Origin of the sequence: Streptomyces sp. 142MFCol3.1, assembly GCF_000424945.1 — a bacterium.
Classification (GTDB): Bacteria; Actinomycetota; Actinomycetes; order Streptomycetales; family Streptomycetaceae; genus Streptomyces; species Streptomyces siamensis.
This window is the reverse complement of record NZ_AUKV01000019.1, coordinates 200823-217001: the sequence shown is the minus strand read 5'-3', so window position 1 is coordinate 217001 and position 16179 is coordinate 200823. Positions and strand designations below refer to the sequence as shown.

General features: G+C 69.0%; 16 protein-coding genes and 1 riboswitch. Of the genes, 13 read left to right on the top strand and 3 right to left on the bottom strand.

All coding sequences use genetic code 11. The features are described 5' to 3' along the window. The 3 genes from H305_RS0127470 to H305_RS0127460 all read left to right on the top strand — a co-directional run. A partial coding sequence (locus H305_RS0127470) for a cytochrome c oxidase subunit I (RefSeq protein ID WP_028803262.1) occupies positions 1 to 971 on the top strand: 971 nt, incomplete at its 5' end. After that, positions 968 to 1366 carry a cytochrome c oxidase subunit 4 gene (locus tag H305_RS0127465; protein ID WP_028803261.1) on the top strand — a complete coding sequence of 133 codons (399 nt, stop codon included), beginning with the start codon at positions 968 to 970 and terminating at the stop codon, positions 1364 to 1366. The genes H305_RS0127470 and H305_RS0127465, both read left to right, overlap by 4 nt. 128 nt (positions 1367 to 1494) lie before the next feature. Beyond that, entirely contained in the window at positions 1495 to 2763 is a 1269-nt protein-coding gene (locus H305_RS0127460) for a L,D-transpeptidase (RefSeq protein WP_028803260.1), read from the top strand. A gap of 29 nt (positions 2764 to 2792) precedes the next feature. On the opposite strand, the gene H305_RS0127455 is transcribed toward H305_RS0127460, so the two are convergent. Beyond that, positions 2793 to 3194, bottom strand: coding sequence for a response regulator transcription factor (locus tag H305_RS0127455; protein ID WP_028803259.1), 402 nt, complete (start codon positions 3192 to 3194; stop codon positions 2793 to 2795). A gap of 202 nt (positions 3195 to 3396) precedes the next feature. Here H305_RS0127455 and H305_RS0127450 point away from each other — a divergent pair, with 202 nt between their 5' ends. From H305_RS0127450 to H305_RS0127425, 6 genes are all read left to right on the top strand, one after another. Beyond that, positions 3397 to 4017, top strand: coding sequence for a cytochrome c oxidase subunit 3 (locus H305_RS0127450; RefSeq protein WP_028803258.1), 621 nt, complete (start codon positions 3397 to 3399; stop codon positions 4015 to 4017). Positions 4018 to 4081: 64 nt separating this feature from the next. Then, positions 4082 to 4891: a c-type cytochrome gene (locus H305_RS0127445; protein ID WP_028803257.1), complete on the top strand. Its 810-nt coding sequence runs from the start codon at positions 4082 to 4084 to the stop codon at positions 4889 to 4891. Then, complete coding sequence (locus H305_RS0127440) at positions 4888 to 5955, top strand: ubiquinol-cytochrome c reductase iron-sulfur subunit (protein ID WP_028803256.1); 1068 nt, start codon at positions 4888 to 4890, stop codon at positions 5953 to 5955. Before H305_RS0127445 ends, H305_RS0127440 begins: the two co-directional genes overlap by 4 nt. Further along, positions 5952 to 7589, top strand: coding sequence for a cytochrome b (locus tag H305_RS0127435; protein ID WP_028803255.1), 1638 nt, complete (start codon positions 5952 to 5954; stop codon positions 7587 to 7589). The genes H305_RS0127440 and H305_RS0127435 overlap by 4 nt, the downstream gene beginning before the upstream one ends. A 153-nt stretch (positions 7590 to 7742) precedes the next feature. Continuing rightward, positions 7743 to 8807: an anthranilate phosphoribosyltransferase gene (gene trpD / locus H305_RS0127430; RefSeq protein WP_028803254.1), complete on the top strand. Its 1065-nt coding sequence runs from the start codon at positions 7743 to 7745 to the stop codon at positions 8805 to 8807. Between the two features lie 94 nt (positions 8808 to 8901). After that, positions 8902 to 9018: riboswitch (SAM riboswitch) on the top strand. 172 nt (positions 9019 to 9190) lie between these two features. Next, positions 9191 to 10591, top strand: coding sequence for an aminotransferase class V-fold PLP-dependent enzyme (locus H305_RS0127425; RefSeq protein ID WP_028803253.1), 1401 nt, complete (start codon positions 9191 to 9193; stop codon positions 10589 to 10591). A gap of 61 nt (positions 10592 to 10652) precedes the next feature. Here H305_RS0127425 and H305_RS0127420 read toward each other — a convergent pair whose 3' ends face one another. Both H305_RS0127420 and H305_RS47195 read right to left on the bottom strand, forming a co-directional pair. Further along, positions 10653 to 10934 carry an Lrp/AsnC family transcriptional regulator gene (locus H305_RS0127420; RefSeq protein ID WP_028803252.1) on the bottom strand — a complete coding sequence of 94 codons (282 nt, stop codon included), beginning with the start codon at positions 10932 to 10934 and terminating at the stop codon, positions 10653 to 10655. Positions 10935 to 10976: 42 nt separating this feature from the next. Then, positions 10977 to 11753, bottom strand: a complete 777-nt coding sequence (locus tag H305_RS47195) for a rhomboid family intramembrane serine protease (RefSeq protein WP_051371015.1) — start codon at positions 11751 to 11753, stop codon at positions 10977 to 10979. 153 nt (positions 11754 to 11906) lie between these two features. On the opposite strand from H305_RS47195, the gene H305_RS0127410 reads away from it, so the two are divergent. The 4 genes from H305_RS0127410 to H305_RS0127395 all read left to right on the top strand — a co-directional run bounded on the left by H305_RS0127410 (position 11907) and on the right by H305_RS0127395 (position 16128). Continuing rightward, on the top strand, positions 11907 to 12146 hold the full coding sequence (locus H305_RS0127410; protein ID WP_028803251.1) for a hypothetical protein: 240 nt from the start codon (positions 11907 to 11909) through the stop codon (positions 12144 to 12146). A 32-nt stretch (positions 12147 to 12178) separates the two neighbouring features. Further along, positions 12179 to 13528: an NYN domain-containing protein gene (locus tag H305_RS0127405; RefSeq protein ID WP_028803250.1), complete on the top strand. Its 1350-nt coding sequence runs from the start codon at positions 12179 to 12181 to the stop codon at positions 13526 to 13528. A 304-nt stretch (positions 13529 to 13832) separates the two neighbouring features. Next, entirely contained in the window at positions 13833 to 14867 is a 1035-nt protein-coding gene (locus H305_RS0127400) for a C40 family peptidase (protein WP_028803249.1), read from the top strand. Positions 14868 to 15105: 238 nt separating this feature from the next. Continuing rightward, positions 15106 to 16128: an NlpC/P60 family protein gene (locus H305_RS0127395; RefSeq protein ID WP_028803248.1), complete on the top strand. Its 1023-nt coding sequence runs from the start codon at positions 15106 to 15108 to the stop codon at positions 16126 to 16128. Positions 16129 to 16179: the final 51 nt, after the last annotated feature.

Sequence of the window (16179 nt, the reverse complement as noted above, 5' to 3'; positions counted from 1 at the left end):
CCTTGCTCTGGCAACACCTCTTCTGGTTCTTCGGGCATCCAGAGGTGTACATCATCGCGCTGCCGTTCTTCGGCATCATCTCCGAGGTCATCCCGGTCTTCTCGCGCAAGCCGATGTTCGGTTACATGGGCCTGATCGGCGCCACCATCGCGATCGCCGGTCTGTCCGTGACGGTGTGGGCCCACCACATGTACGTCACCGGCGGTGTGCTGCTCCCGTTCTTCTCCTTCATGACGTTCCTCATCGCCGTTCCGACGGGTGTGAAGTTCTTCAACTGGATCGGAACGATGTGGAAGGGCTCCTTGTCCTTCGAGACACCGATGCTCTGGGCCGTCGGCTTCCTCATCACCTTCACCTTCGGTGGTCTGACCGGCGTCATCCTGGCCTCGCCGCCGATGGACTTCCACGTCTCCGACTCGTACTTCGTGGTGGCGCACTTCCACTACGTCGTCTTCGGCACCGTGGTGTTCGCGATGTTCTCCGGCTTCCACTTCTGGTGGCCGAAGATGACCGGCAAGATGCTCGACGAGCGGCTCGGCAAGATCACCTTCTGGACGCTGTTCGTCGGCTTCCACGGCACGTTCCTGGTGCAGCACTGGCTGGGCGCCGAGGGCATGCCGCGTCGTTACGCGGACTACCTCGCGGCCGACGGCTTCACCGCGCTGAACACGATCTCGACGATCAGCTCGTTCCTGCTCGGCCTGTCGATCCTGCCGTTCCTCTACAACGTGTGGAAGACGGCCAAGTACGGCAAGCCGGTCGGCGTCGACGACCCGTGGGGCTACGGCCGCTCGCTGGAGTGGGCGACGTCCTGCCCGCCGCCGCGGCACAACTTCCTCACCCTGCCGCGGATCCGCAGCGAATCCCCGGCGTTCGACCTGCACCACCCGGAGATCGCCGCTCTCGACCAGCTCGAGAACGCCGGTCACGGTACGTCGGCTCTGTCTGGTGGCAAGGAGGCCGGCCAGTGAAGGTCCAAGGCAAGATGTTCATCTGGCTGGCCGTCTTCATCCTCGTCATGGCGATCGTCTATGGCGTGTGGTCGAAGGAACCGGCCGGTACCACGGCGCTCTTCCTGGGCTTCGGTCTGAGCATCATGATCGGCTACTACCTGGCCTTCACGGCCCGGCGGGTCGACCAGATGGCCCAGGACAACAAGGAGGCCGACGTCGCGGACGAGGCCGGCGAGGTGGGCTTCTTCAGCCCGCACAGCTGGCAGCCGCTCGCGCTCGGTGTCGGTGGCGCGCTCGCCTTCATGGGCGTCGTCTTCGGCTGGTGGCTGCTGTACTTCTCGGCCCCGATCATCATGATCGGCCTGTGGGGCTGGGTCTTCGAGTACTACCACGGTGAGAACCGCACCCAGTAGGGCGCGCCGATCACCCGGGAGCCCGGACTTTCCGCGAGGAGGGTCCGGGCTCCCTCGTTTGCCGGTAGCCGTCCCCCGCACGGGTCACCCGCCGCGCAGCAGTTGACGGTCGTTCATAGCGTGGGGCCATGAACGACTTTCCGCGCATCCGCACGGTCGTCGGCTGCACCGCCCTGGTGGTCGCCCTCGGCGCCGGCGTCACCGCCTGCTCCGACGGCCATCCGCTCTCGGCGAAGCCGTACGACGCGGCGGGACTGATCTCCTTCAACGGTGTATCCGGCGACGGCAAGAAGGCCGCGAAGATCGACCCGGACAAGCCTCTGGAAATCACCGCCGAGGACGACGACGAGCAGATCACCGACGTCACGGCCACGGACGCGTCAGGACGCTATGTCGTGGGCGAACTCGCCGCCGACGGCAGCCGCTGGCACAGCACCTCCCCGCTGGCCGCAGGCGCCCACTACTCGGTGCGGGTGAGCACCGAGGACGAGGACGGCGCCCAGGGCCGCAAGACCTTCGAGTTCGACACCACCACGCCCACCACGAAGCAGCACGTGGACGTGAAGTTCGGCCCGAAGGAGGGCACGTACGGGGTGGGGCAGCCCGTCACGGCCGAACTCAGCGTCCCCGTCAAGGACAAGGCGGCCCGCACGGTCGTCGAGCGGGCCCTCCAGGTCGACTCGATCCCCGCCGTGGAGGGCGCCTGGCACTGGGTGGACGACAAGACGCTGCACTACCGCCCCAAGGAGTTCTGGCCCGTCCACGCCACGATCCAGGCGCACAGCAACCTGGCGGGCATCCGGATCGGCGACCGTCTGTGGGGCGGCAACGCCAAGGCGCTGAAACTCACCACCGGAGACAAGCTCGTCGCTGTGACGGACGCCGCCTCGCACTCCATGACGGTCTACCGCAACGGCCGGCAGATCAACCAGATCCCGGTCACCACCGGCAAGCCCGGCTTCGAGACCCGCAACGGCGTCAAGGTGGTGCTGGAGAAGCAGTACTTCGTACGGATGCGCGGCACCACCGTCGGCATCGCCGAGGGCAGCGCCGACTCGTACGACCTGCCCGTCTACTACGCCACCCGGGTCACCTGGAGCGGCGAGTACGTGCACGCCGCGCCCTGGTCCGTGGGCGAACAGGGATACGCCAACGTCAGCCACGGCTGCACCGGCATGAGCACCAGCAACGCCAAGTGGTTCTTCGACAATGTCCGCGAGGGCGACATCGTGCAGGTCAAGAACTCCAACGGCGCGACGATGGACCCGTTCGGCAACGGCTTCGGCGACTGGAACATGCCCTGGAAGAAGTGGCGCGAGGGCAGCGCCGTCGTGGGCGGCACCCCCGATGCCCCCGCGCCGGCGGAGAAGGCCCGCCTGCGCCCAGAGTCCGTGTGACGTCCGGGCGCCGGGTGGGAGCCCGCCTCTCAGGCGCCCAGAAGAGCCTTGCGGCGCAGCAGGGAGGCCAGCGAGGCCGCGAACTCGACCGGGTCCACCGGATGGGTCACGGCCGCCTCCGCGCGGCTCCACGTGGCCAGCCAGGCGTCCTGGGGCCGGCCGATCAGGACGAGCACGGGAGGGCAGTTGAAGACCTCGTCCTTGATCTGCCGGCACAGACCCATGCCGCCCATCGGCACGGCCTCGCCGTCCAGCACACAGACGTCGATGCCGCCCTTGTCGAGCTCGCGGACGACGGCGGCCGGCGTCGCGCACTCCACGAACTCGACGACAGGGACGTCGGGAGCGGGCCTGCGCCCGGTTGCGAGCCGCACCTGTTCGCGGGTGTTGGAGTCGTCGCTGTAGACCAGCACCGTGGCGGTCGGCTGCATTCTTCCTCCGAGACGTCGGCGTCGTACGGACATGAAGCGATCGGGCTGATCGGTCAGGCCCCGATGCGCGGATGCTACTCCCTTGAACACCTCGTCAACACCGGTTCGGACAGGCCTTCGATGGGCCATATGGGCTGGACACACCCCATCAACACTCCGAACGGCACCCCCCGGGGTGAGGGCGGGATAAGCGACCGACATAATGTCGGTCGTGGCGACAGCAACGACAGTAGAAACCGGGCACGCGCACCCGTCGGTCAATCGGCCGAACCTCACCAGCGTCGGAACCATCATCTGGCTGAGTTCCGAGCTGATGTTCTTCGCGGCCCTCTTCGCGATGTACTTCACCCTGCGATCGGTGACCGGGCCGGAGCACTGGAAGGAAATGGCGTCCAGCCTGAACTTCCCGTTCTCCGCGACGAACACCACGATCCTGGTCCTCTCCTCTCTGACCTGCCAGCTCGGCGTCTTCGCCGCCGAGCGCGGGGACGTGAAGAAGCTCCGGATGTGGTTCGTCGTCACCTTCATCATGGGTGCGATCTTCATCGGCGGTCAGGTCTTCGAGTACACCGAGCTGGTCAAGAAGGACGGGCTCTCGCTCTCCTCCGACCCGTACGGCTCGGTGTTCTACCTGACCACCGGCTTCCACGGACTGCACGTGACGGGCGGCCTGATCGCCTTCCTGCTGGTCCTCGGCCGCACCTACGCGGCCCGGAGGTTCACCCATGAGCAGGCGACCGCCGCCATCGTCGTGTCCTACTACTGGCACTTCGTCGATGTCGTCTGGATCGGCCTCTTCGCCACGATCTACATGATCAAGTAGCCGGGCCCACCGCCCGACACATCCAGAAGCATCGACGCAGAAGATCCTGACACCGGGGTAATCCGTGAAAAAGCTCTCCGCACGACGACGCCATCCGCTGGCGGCGGTCGTCGTCCTACTCCTCGCGCTGGCGGCCACCGGGGGGCTGTACGCCGCGTTCGCACCCGCGGGCAAGGCGCAGGCCGATGAAACCTCCCAGTCCCTCGCCATCGACGAGGGCCACAAGCTCTACGCCGTAGGCTGCGCAAGCTGCCACGGCACCGGCGGTCAGGGCACCTCCGACGGCCCGAGCCTCGTGGGCGTCGGCGCCGCGGCGGTCGACTTCCAGGTCGGCACCGGCCGTATGCCGGCCCAGCAGCCGGGCGCGCAGATCCCGAAGAAGAAGGTCATCTACTCGCAGGCCGAGATCGACCAGCTCGCGGCGTACATCGCTTCGCTCGGCGCCGGTCCCGCGATCCCGACCAAGAACCAGGTCAGCCCCGAGGGGGCGGACATCGCCGCGGGTGGCGAGCTCTTCCGCACCAACTGCGCCCAGTGTCACAACTTCACCGGCAAGGGCGGCGCGCTGACCCACGGCAAGTACGCGCCCAGCCTGGAAGGTGTCGACCCGAAGCACATCTACGAGGCCATGCAGACCGGCCCGCAGAACATGCCGTCCTTCCCCGACACGACGCTGTCGACGAAGAACAAGCAGGACATCATCGCGTACCTCGACGCGGTCAACGGTGACGACACCGAGAGCCCCGGCGGCCTCGAACTGGGTGGCCTCGGGCCGGTCAGTGAGGGCCTGTTCGGCTGGGTGTTCGGTCTCGGCGCGCTGATCGCCGTCGCCGTCTGGGTCGCCGCTCGGACCGCAAAGGCCAAGAAGTCATGAGTAGCCAAGACATTCCAGAAGAGAACCTGCCCGCTGCGCAGGACGCCGACGAGCACGCTCACGGCACGGTAGCCGTCGCGGACGAGACGAACCCGTTCGCGGACCCCGGTCTGCCGCCCCACGAGCACCGCATCCAGGACATCGACGAGCGGGCCGCCAAGCGGTCCGAGCGCACGGTCGCCTTCCTGTTCACGCTGTCGATGCTGGCGACCGCCGGCTTCATCGCGTCGTACGTGACGATCCCGAGCGACAAGTCGATCTACGTCTTCCCGATCGGGCACATCAGCGCGATGAACTTCGCGCTCGGTCTGACCCTGGGCGTGGCGCTGTTCACGATCGGCGCGGGTGCGGTCCACTGGGCCCGCACCCTGATGTCCGACGTCGAGATCATCGACGAGCGTCACCCGATCGCGGCTGAGCCCGAGGTCAAGGCCAAGGTCCTGGCCGACTTCAAGCAGGGCGCCAAGGAGTCCGCGCTCGGCCGACGCAAGCTGATCCGCAACACGATGTTCGGCGCGCTGGCCCTGTTCCCGCTCTCCGGCGTGGTGCTGCTGCGCGACCTCGGTCCGCTGCCCGGCACCAAGCTCCGCCACACGCTGTGGTCCAAGGGCAAGCTGCTCGTCAACATGAACACGAACGAGCCGCTGCGTCCTTCGGACGTCGCCGTCGGTTCGCTCACCTTCGCCAAGCCCGAGGGCCTGGAGGAGCACGACGAGGACTTCCAGAAGGAGATCGCCAAGGCGGCCCTGATGATCGTCCGGCTCCAGCCGGGGAACATCAAGGACAAGCAGGAACTCGAGTGGTCCCACGAGGGCATCGTGGCCTACTCGAAGATCTGCACCCACGTCGGTTGCCCGATCTCCCTGTACGAGCAGCAGACGCACCACGTCCTCTGCCCGTGCCACCAGTCCACCTTCGACCTCTCCGACGGTGCCCGAGTCATCTTCGGCCCGGCCGGTCACGCCCTGCCGCAGCTGCGCATCGGCGTGAACGACGAGGGCTACCTCGAGGCGCTCGGCGACTTCGAAGAGCCCGTCGGTCCTGCATTCTGGGAGCGCGGATGAGCACTACCACGACCTCCGACTCGCGCTCGCGCGAGAAGGCGCCCGCGGGTGAGCGGGTAGCCGACTGGGCCGACGGCCGCCTGGGGATCTACTCCCTGGCCAAGGCCAACATGCGCAAGATCTTCCCCGACCACTGGTCGTTCATGTTGGGTGAGGTCTGCCTCTACAGCTTCATCGTCATCATCCTCACGGGTGTGTACCTGACGCTGTTCTTCCACCCGTCGATGAACGAGGTGGAGTACCACGGCAGCTACGTCCCGCTGCAGGGCCAGCTGATGTCCGAGGCGTTCAACTCGACCATGCACATCTCCTTCGATGTGCGCGGTGGTCTGCTGATCCGGCAGATCCACCACTGGGCGGCGCTGATCTTCCTCGCCGGCATGTTCGTGCACATGATGCGCGTGTTCTTCACGGGTGCGTTCCGCAAGCCCCGTGAGGTCAACTGGGTCTTCGGATTCCTGCTGTTCGTCCTGGGCATGTTCACCGGCTTCACCGGCTACTCGCTCCCGGACGACCTCCTCTCCGGCACCGGTGTCCGCTTCATGGAGGGCGCGATCCTGTCCGTGCCGATCGTCGGCACGTACCTGTCGTTCTTCCTCTTCGGCGGCGAGTTCCCGGGCGGCGACTTCGTGGCCCGCTTCTACTCGGTGCACGTGCTGCTGCTGCCGGGCATCATGCTCGGCCTGGTCGTCGGCCACCTGATCCTGGTCTTCTACCACAAGCACACGCAGTTCGCGGGCCCCGGCAAGACGAACAACAACGTCGTCGGCATGCCGCTGCTGCCGGTCTACATGGCCAAGGCCGGAGGCTTCTTCTTCCTGGTCTTCGGTGTCATCGCGGCCATCGCGGCGATCGCCTCGATCAACCCGATCTGGTCCCTGGGCCCGTACCGTCCGGACCAGGTGTCCACGGGCGCCCAGCCCGACTGGTACATGGGCTTCTCCGAGGGTCTGATCCGTGTCATGCCCGGCTGGGAGATCAACTTCTGGGGTCACACGCTCGTCCTGGGCGTGTTCATCCCGCTGATCATCTTCCCGCTGGTCCTGGTCGCGATCGCGGTCTACCCGTTCATCGAGTCCTGGGTCACCGGCGACAAGCGCGAGCACCACATCCTGGACCGCCCTCGCAACGTCCCGACCCGGACCGCGTTCGGTGCCGCCTGGATCAGCTGGTACTTCGTCCTGCTCGTCGGTGGTGGCAACGACCTCTGGGCCACGCACTTCCACCTGTCGATCAACTCGATCACCTGGTTCGTCCGGATCGCGTTCTTCGTCGTGCCGGTGCTGGTCTTCCTCGCCACCAAGCGGATCTGCCTCGGCCTCCAGCGCCGCGACCGGGACAAGGTGCTGCACGGCCGCGAGTCGGGCATCATCAAGCGTCTGCCGCACGGTGAGTTCATCGAGGTCCACGAGCCGCTCAGCCAGGACGCGCTGCACACGCTCACCGCGCACGAGCAGTACAAGCCGGCCGAGATCGGCCCGACGGTCGACGAGAACGGTGTCGAGCGCAAGGTCAACGGCCCGGAGCGACTGCGCGCCAAGCTGAGCAAGGGCTTCTACGGGGAGGACAACCAGATCCCCAAGCCCACGGTCGAGGAGTACAAGGAGATCACGAGCGGCCACGGCCACCACTGATCACCCACCGATCCTGCTGATCGCCACGGCTGGAGCCCCGTCCATTGCATGGACGGGGCTCTTTGCCGTCCTCCGGGCTGGATAGGGTGGAGCCTGCCGGTACGTGCGTGCGTACCCGCCTTTTGTACGTGTCTACGAACCCAGGAGCGGCATATGAGTGCTGTGACCCCCGCTGGAGGCGACATCGCGGCGGGCCGTTCCTGGCCCGAGGTACTGAACGGCCTGCTCGAAGGCCGTGACCAGAGCGCCGACGACACGGCGTGGGCGATGGACCGCATCATGCGCGGCGAGGCGACGGACGCGCAGATCGCCGGCTTCGCGGTGGCGCTGCGCGCCAAGGGCGAGACGGTCGAGGAGATCTCCGGACTCGTCCGGACGATGTACGAGCACGCCAACGTGATCGAGGTGCCGGGCCCGGCGGTGGACATCGTCGGGACGGGCGGCGACGGCGCGAAGACGGTGAACATCTCCACGATGTCCGCGATCGTGGTCGCCGGGACCGGCGCCAAGGTCGTCAAGCACGGCAACCGGGCCGCGTCGTCGGCCTCGGGCGCCTCGGACGTCCTGGAGAAGCTCGGCGTCAATCTGCAACTGACGCCGAAGCGGGTCGCCGAGGTGGCCGAAGAGGCCGGGATCACCCTCTGCTTCGCCGTGAAGTTCCATCCGGCGCTGCGTCACGTGGCGGCCGCGCGCGGCCAGCTGGGGATCCGGACGACGTTCAACATCCTCGGCCCGCTGACCAACCCGGCACGGGTGAAGGCCCAGGCCGTCGGCGTGGCGGACCCGCGCATGGCGCCCATCGTGGCCGGTGTCTTCGCCGAGCGGGGCAACTCCTCGCTGGTCTTCCGCGGCGACGACGGGCTCGACGAGCTGACCACCACGTCGACGTCGCGCGTCTGGGTCGTGCGCGACGGCAAGGTGACCGAGGAGCGCTTCGACCCGCGTGACGTGGGGATCGAGCTCGTCCCGGTGGAGGCCCTGCGCGGCGCCGACGCCTCGTACAACGCGGACGTCGCGCGACGGCTGCTGAACGGCGAGCACGGTCCCGTGCGGGACGCGGTCCTGCTGAACTCGGCGGCTGCGCTGGTGGCGCTCTCGCCGGGCGACGCACCGCTGGCGGAGCAGATCCGTGCCGCCATGGCACAGGCGGCCGAGTCGATCGACTCGGGGGCCGCGAAGCAGGCCCTCGACCGGTGGGTGCGGGTCAGCAACGCCTGACCACTGCTGTCCGTACCCGATGTGACACAGGGCGCAGTCCGGATCCTGGACTGCGCCTTGCACGTCGAAGATCTTCTGGCAAGATGCTGTACCAGGTCATGAGTGACAGCCATCAGGCCCCGGCCGGCTGTCCGGCAACCCTCCGTCCGTGGCGGGGTGCCCCGGGTGAAGACCAGGCCGTAGGCAGCGAGGTCTACGGCAAGCGCGGACCCCTCGCGTCACCAGGGGTCCTGGTCGTTCGAGGGAGCCTTCTGTGAGCAAGCGAATGCGATAGGGCGTCGAGCCCCGCCTCCGCGTACCCCTTTCACCTTTTTCCCGCGCCGAGCCGTACCTCCGTGCACCGGCCGCGCGGTGATTCCGCCTGCCTCTCACAGGAGCTCGCCATGTCTGTCACCACCGTTGCCGCCGACCGGTCCGTCTGTGCCCCTCTGGCCGTTCTCGGGCGAGATGTCACCGTCCCGCTCGTGACGGGCGGCGAGGTCGGCTACGCCGCGCTCGACTACGCCGCCAGCGCCCCCGCCCTCCAGCGGGTGTGGGACGACGTCGCCGCGTACGCCCCGTACTACGGCAGCGTGCACCGCGGGGCCGGCTACCTCTCGCAGCTGTCCACCGACCTGTTCGAGAACGCCCGCCGGACCGTCGCCGGATTCCTCGACTGCCGCCCTGACGACCAGGTCGTCTTCACCCGCTCCACGACCGACTCGCTCAACCTGCTCGCCGCCACCCTTCCGGCCGACTGCCAGGTCTTCGTCTTCGAGACCGAGCACCATGCCTCGCTGCTGCCCTGGCGGGACGCGCGCGTGACGTATCTGAACGCCCCGCGCACCCCCGAGCAGGCGGTCGCGACGCTGGAGCGGGCCCTCGCCGACCGCGACCCTTCCCCAAGCTCTCGGCTGCGCTCGAGCAGGGGAGGCCCCTTTGGCCCGGCCCTGGTCTGCGTCACCGGCGCCTCGAACGTCACCGGCGAACTCTGGCCGGTGCGCGAACTGGCCGCCGCCGCGCACGCCCACGGCGCGCGCATCGTGCTGGACGCCGCGCAGCTGGCCCCGCACCACCCGGTGTCGGTGCGGGACCTCGACGTCGACTGGGTCGCCTTCTCCGGACACAAGCTGTACGCGCCCTTCGGTGCCGGCGTCCTCGCGGGCCGCGCCGACTGGCTTCGGGAGGCCGACCCGTACCTGGCGGGCGGCGGCGCGAGCCGCAAGGTGTCGCGGCGCGAGGACGGCGGTGTGGACGTGGAGTGGCATGACACCGCCGCGCGGCACGAGGCCGGTTCGCCGAACGTCATCGGCGCCTACGCGATCGCGTCCGCCTGCAAGGCGCTCACCGAGGCCGGCTTCGACACGCTGGTCGCCCGCGAGCGGCACCTGATCGACACGGTCCGCGCCGGTCTCGCAGGCGTACCCGAGGTGCGGGTGCTCTCGCTCTTCGGCGACGACGCCGCGCGCGTCGGTGTGATCTCCTTCGTCGTCGAGGGCTGGAACAGCTCGCACTTCGCCGCGGCGCTCTCCGCCGAGTACGGCATCGGTGTCCGCGACGGCCTCTTCTGCGCCCACCCGCTGGTCAGGACCCTGCTCGGCAGCGACCCGCAGACCCAGGGGGAGTGCGGGGCCCCGGAAGCCGAGCCCGGCGAGAAGTCCCTCAACGCGATCCGCGTCAGCTTCGGCGCGGGTACGCCCGACGAGCACGTCGAGCGCTTCGTGACCGCGGTGAGGGAGCTCGTGCGGGACGGCGCGAAGTGGCGGTACCGCACGGAGGACGGCCGCTGCGTGCCCGCGGTCTGAGCGGGGCTGTCGTCAAGGGCCGCCCGTCGACCGGGCGGTCCTTCGTGCCGCGGTCACACGATCAGGAGTCGAGCCCGATCGCGAACGCCGCCTCCAGGTCGTGCTGGGAGTAGGTGCGGAACGCGACGTGCGTGTCCGTGGCCTCGACGCCGGGGATCTTGCTGATCTTGCCGGGGATGACGTCCGCGAGGTCGTCGTGGGCCTGCACCCGGACCATCGCGATCAGGTCGTACGTGCCCGTGACGGAGAAGACCTCGCTGACGGAATCCAGCGCGGCGATCGACTCGGCGATCTCGGGGATCCGGTCCACGCTGGTCTTGATGAGGACGATCGCGGTGATCACGGCTGGTTCTCTCCCTCGGGGGCCGCTGCTGAGGCTCTCACCCTACTCGCGGTCCCACCCGCCCGGTCGCCGCGCCGGGGGTCCGCCGTGCGGCCGGGCCGCCGCCGGGGGAGGTGTCCCCTCGGCGGGCCCGGAGGCCGTCCGGCCGAACCGCAGCCACGCGTAGCCGAAGCCGAGTGTGAAGCCCACCAGGTGGGCCAGATAGGCGACCCCGGGGCCGCCGTCGTCCTGGCCCGCCGCCAGCCACTGGAGGATCACCCAGAAGGGCAGCACCACCCAGGCCGGGAAGCGCAGCGGCAGGAAGAAGAGGAACGGCAGGAGACTGGTCACCCGGGCCGTGGGGAACAGGTACAGAAACGCGCCGAGGACCGCGGAGATCGCCCCGGAGGCGCCGACCAGGGACTGCTGCGACTCCGCGTTGGCCGCGGCGTAGCCGAGGAGCGCGAGATAGCCGCAGACCACGTAGAAGAGGGCGAACTGCAGATGCCCCATGCGTTCCTCGGTCATCAGCCCGAAGACGAAGAAGAAGAGCATGTTGCCCAGGAGATGGAGCCAACTGCCGTGGATGAAGAGGGCAGTGGCGGGGGTCAGCGCCTCGCGCGCGGCTCCGTCGAACAGATCGCCGGGGACCACGCCCCAGCGCCGGAAGTAGGCCCGCTGCGCGGCGGCCAGCGCGTCCCCGGTGCCGTAGACCGGATTGAGGCCGGACGCCGGGCCGATCACGAAGATCAGACAGCACAGGGCGATCAGCCCGTACGTCACCGGCGCCGACTGACCTCGTACCGCTCTGCCGACCGTCGTACCGCATTTGCTGATCATGGTGCAGAGCATGGCGTAACGGGACGGATGAACACAGACCGCCTCGCCGCGGTGGACGGCGGAGCGTCGGGGAGCCGCCAGGCCGTAGGGTTACGAGCCACATGCACCGGGAGACTGGCGCTGGACGGACACTAGAAGGAAGCGGACTGCCTCATGACGGTTCCCCTGCCGGACACCAAGACGCGCTGGCGCTGCACTCTCTGCGGCAACCTCACGCGTTTCGACGTGACCCGCTCGTCGAAGGTCGTCGAGTATGTGCACCTCGACCTGGCCGGTGAGCCGAAGGTCGAGGAGCGCGAGGTGGTCAGTGAGACCATCGAGTCGGTCCGGTGCCGCTGGTGCAACGCGGTGGACCAGGTGGAACTGGTGGACAGGCCGGGCGCCGGCTCCTGAGGGAGCGGGCCCCACAGACATTGGGGTGACGGATGGTGGAGACCACAGGCGGGGAGCCGGACGACGGCGCCGCCGAGGTGCTCGACCGTCCGCTGCCCGACGGCGTGCGCCGCCGCGTCGTGCAGATCGTCTCCGACGGCTTCGGCGGGCTGACCGTCGGTGAACTGCCCGCCCAGTTGCGGCAGTATGCGCGGTTCACCCCCAATCGTCGGGCCAAGTTCGCCGGGAACGCCATGGCGGCGGCCCTGGAGACGGACACGCTGTTCAGGCAGCGCATCGCCGAGAAGCTGAGAGAGGCGCAGCCGGAGATCGCCGGTGCCCTCGACTCGGGCGCGCCACCCCCGGCCGCGGATCCGCTGGACGTGGCGGCCGCGGCCTATGTGCTGCGCCCCGCGGGCTGGGTGAAGCTGGTGACCGCCGCCGGCGAGGAGGCCCTGCGGGCGGATGCCGAGCGCGCCGACGAGGAGACCCGGGCCGAGCTGGAGCGGCTGCGGGCGGAGCTCGCCGAGGCCCGCGGTCAGACCAGGGCCGAGACGGAACGGCTGCGCGCGGAAGTGGAGTCGGCGAAGAAGGAAGCGGAATCGCTTCACCGCAAGCTGCGCGGGGCCCTCAGCGACGTCAAGCGCGGCGAGGCGGCCCTGCGCAAGCTCCAGGGCGAGATGGACGGCGTACGGGCGGAGGCGCAGGCCCAGGTCTCCGCCTCCGACAGCGAGACCCGGCGACTCAAGGCGCGCCTCGGCGAGGTCGAGGCCAATCTGGAGGCGGCACGGCGGGCGGCGCGTGAGGGCCGCAGCGTCGAGGACATGCGGGTGCGGCTGCTCCTCGACACGGTGCTGGACGCCGCCCAGGGGCTGCGGCGCGAACTCGCCCTGCCGCCCGTGTCGGTGCGGCCGGCGGAGACCGTCGACGCGGTCGAACCGGGACGAATGACGCCAAAAGACATCGCCGCTCGCGCGCTGTCCGAGAACGATCCCGCGATCCTCGACCAACTGCTCGCGCTGCCGCAGGCGCATCTGGTCGTCGACGGCTACAACGTCACCAAGACGGGCTATCCGCAGATGCCGCTGGAGAAGCAGCGGCTGCGGCTCCTCGGGCAGCTGTCGCAGCTCGCCGCGCAGACCGGCTCCGAGGTGACCTGTGTCTTCGACGGGGCCGAACTGGCCGCGCCGGTGCTGCTCGCGCCGCCGCGCGGGGTGCGGGTGCTGTTCTCCAAGGCCGGTGTCACCGCCGACGAGCTGATCCGTCAGCTGGTCCGTGCGGAGCCTTTGGGGCGGCCGGTCATCGTGGTCTCGACCGACCGCGAGGTGGCCGACGGCATCGCCAAGGCGGGTGCCCGGCCGGTGGCCTCCGCGGTGCTCCTCAAGCGTTTTTCGCGCGGCTGACCATCTGCGGCCTAAGGCCCATAGGCAACGTACGCCCCATGTGTAACGTCCGGGCGTGATGCCCGAATTGGCGTGACCTTCACGCAACGTAGTGTCAGAGCCGCATCACTGCATGTGAGTTGCCGGCAAAGAATGCGCTCGGTGACCGAGATTTTTCCTATGAGGATTTGAACTGATCACAGGAAGGTCACTAGGGTCAGGCCTCGAACCTCCGCTCGGGTGATCACTCATTGGGAGTGACGGTGGAGGGGCACCGCCCGTCGCACATTCGGCAGGCGGCTGGAGGAAGAAGGAGCTCGCCTTCGTGGCGTCCCACCGTCGACCCAAGCAGCCGAGCCGCACCCGTGTGACCGTGCTCACCACCGCCGCCGCTGCTGCCGTGGCCCTCAGCGCCAACGCCGCCAATGCCGCGCCGAGCGAGAAGCCGAGCAAGGACGAGGTCAAGTCGAAGGTCGACAAGCTCTACGAGGAGGCCGAGAAGGCCACCGAGAAGCTGAACGGCGCCAAGGAGAAGCAGGAGAAGCTGCAGAAGCAGATCAGCTCCCTGCAGGACAACGTCGCCCGCGGCCAGGAGGAGCTCAACGAGCTGCGTGACGGCCTCGGTTCGATGGCCAGCGCCCAGTACCGGACCGGCGGCATCGACCCCTCCGTGGCGCTCTTCCTCTCCTCCGACCCGGACGACTACCTCGACAAGGCGTCCGCGATGGACCAGCTGAGTGCTCAGCAGGTCGAGGCGCTCAAGAAGGTCCAGGAGAAGCAGCGTTCGCTCGCCCAGCAGCGTTCCGAGGCCTCCGAGAAGCTCAAGGACCTCGCCGACACCCGGGCGGAGCTGGCCAAGAAGAAGAAGGAAGTCCAGGGCAAGCTCGGTGAGGCGCAGAAGCTCCTCAACACCCTGACGGCCAAGGAGAAGGCGGCTCTCGACGCCGAGCAGGACCGCGCCAGCCGCGCCAGCGAGCGCAGCGCCCTGGGCGGCTCCAGCACCCCCGCCTCCGGCCGTGCCGGTGCCGCGTTCAGCGCGGCCCAGAGCAAGATCGGCTCGCCGTACGTCTACGGCGCCTCCGGCCCCAGCTCCTTCGACTGCTCCGGCCTCACCTCCTGGGCCTACGCCCAGGCCGGTGTCTCCATCCCGCGCACCTCCCAGGCGCAGGCCAACGCGGGCACGCGCATCTACTCGCAGAGCGACCTCCAGGTCGGCGACCTGGTCATCTTCTACGGCGACATGCACCACGTCGGCCTGTACGCGGGCAACGGCCAGGTGCTGCACGCCCCGCGCACCGGCACGGTCGTGCGCTACGAGTCGATCGGCAACATGCCCTTCCAGTTCGGCGTCCGGATCTGACGCACGCCTCCTGACGAGCCCTCGCCGAAGCCTCGGCGGGGGCTCTCGTCGCTCCGCCCAAACGGGCGAATTGCGGTACCGCCCGCTCACCCCGCGACCCGTCCGTGACCTGCGTCTGAGGCGGGGCACCGCGTCATGTGGCCGCAGGGACCTTTGGCCGTCGCGCAGTCGCACGGCTACTGTCTGGCGCGTTTCCCCCAATCCGGGGGACCGTCAGCGGAAGGGAGAGCGGCCACCCGTGGGGTTTCATCGCCGCCTTGCACCGTCCGGCTTCGACCGGGGCGTCGGCGCCTTCGGTCTCGCCGCCTGCGTGATGTCCGCGGCGGCCGCCGCACTCGGCGCCCTGCCCGCCACCGCGGCACCGCAGGACGACACCCGGGCCGAGGTGGACCGCCTGTACACACAGGCGGAGAAGGCCACCGAGGCGTACAACAAGGCCGACGAGCGGACCGACTCCCTGCGTGAGCAGGTCGGCACGGCACAGGACGAGATCGCCCGGCAGCAGGAACGCATCAACACCATGCGGGACACGCTCGGTTCGCTCGCGGGCGCCCAGTACCGCTCCGGCGGCCTCGACCCCTCCCTGGCGCTGCTGTTCTCCGACGACCCGGCCGAGTACATCGACAAGGCCGCCGCGCTCGACCGGATCAGCTCCCACCAGGCCGGCGAGCTCAGGGATCTCCAGTTCGCCATGCGCGAACTCGCGCAGAAGCGCGAGGAGGCCACCGGCAAGCTCGCCGAACTGGAGAAGAGCCGCAAGGCCGTCGCCCGGCACAAACGGACAGTGGAGCGAAAGCTCGCCGAGGCGCGCCGGCTGCTCAACTCGCTGCCCTACGCCGAACGCGCCGCCTACGACCGGGCGTCCCGCTCCGGCCGCTCGGACCTGCCCGACCTCGAAGACGCCGTCCCGTCCTCCGCCCGCGCGGCCGCCGCGGTCGCCGCGGCCCGCTCCGCGCTCGGCCGCCCCTATGTCTGGGGCGCCAACGGGCCGGGCGGCTTCGACTGTTCGGGCCTCATGCAGTGGTCCTACGCGCAGGCCGGGGTCGGGCTGCCGCGCACCTCGCAGGCCCAGCGGTACGCGGGCCGGCAGGTGCCGCTCTCCCAGGCGCAGCCCGGCGACCTCATCGCCTACCGCTCCGACGCCAGCCACATCGCGATGTACATGGGCAACGGTCAGGTGATCCACGCCCCGTACCCCGGTGCTCCGGTGCGGTACGACCCGGTGGGCATGATGCCGGTCTCGTCGGTCACCAGGGTCTGACCGCGGCCCGACCGGAGTCCGAAGCGCCCGGGCCGCCGTACGATCGGGAAC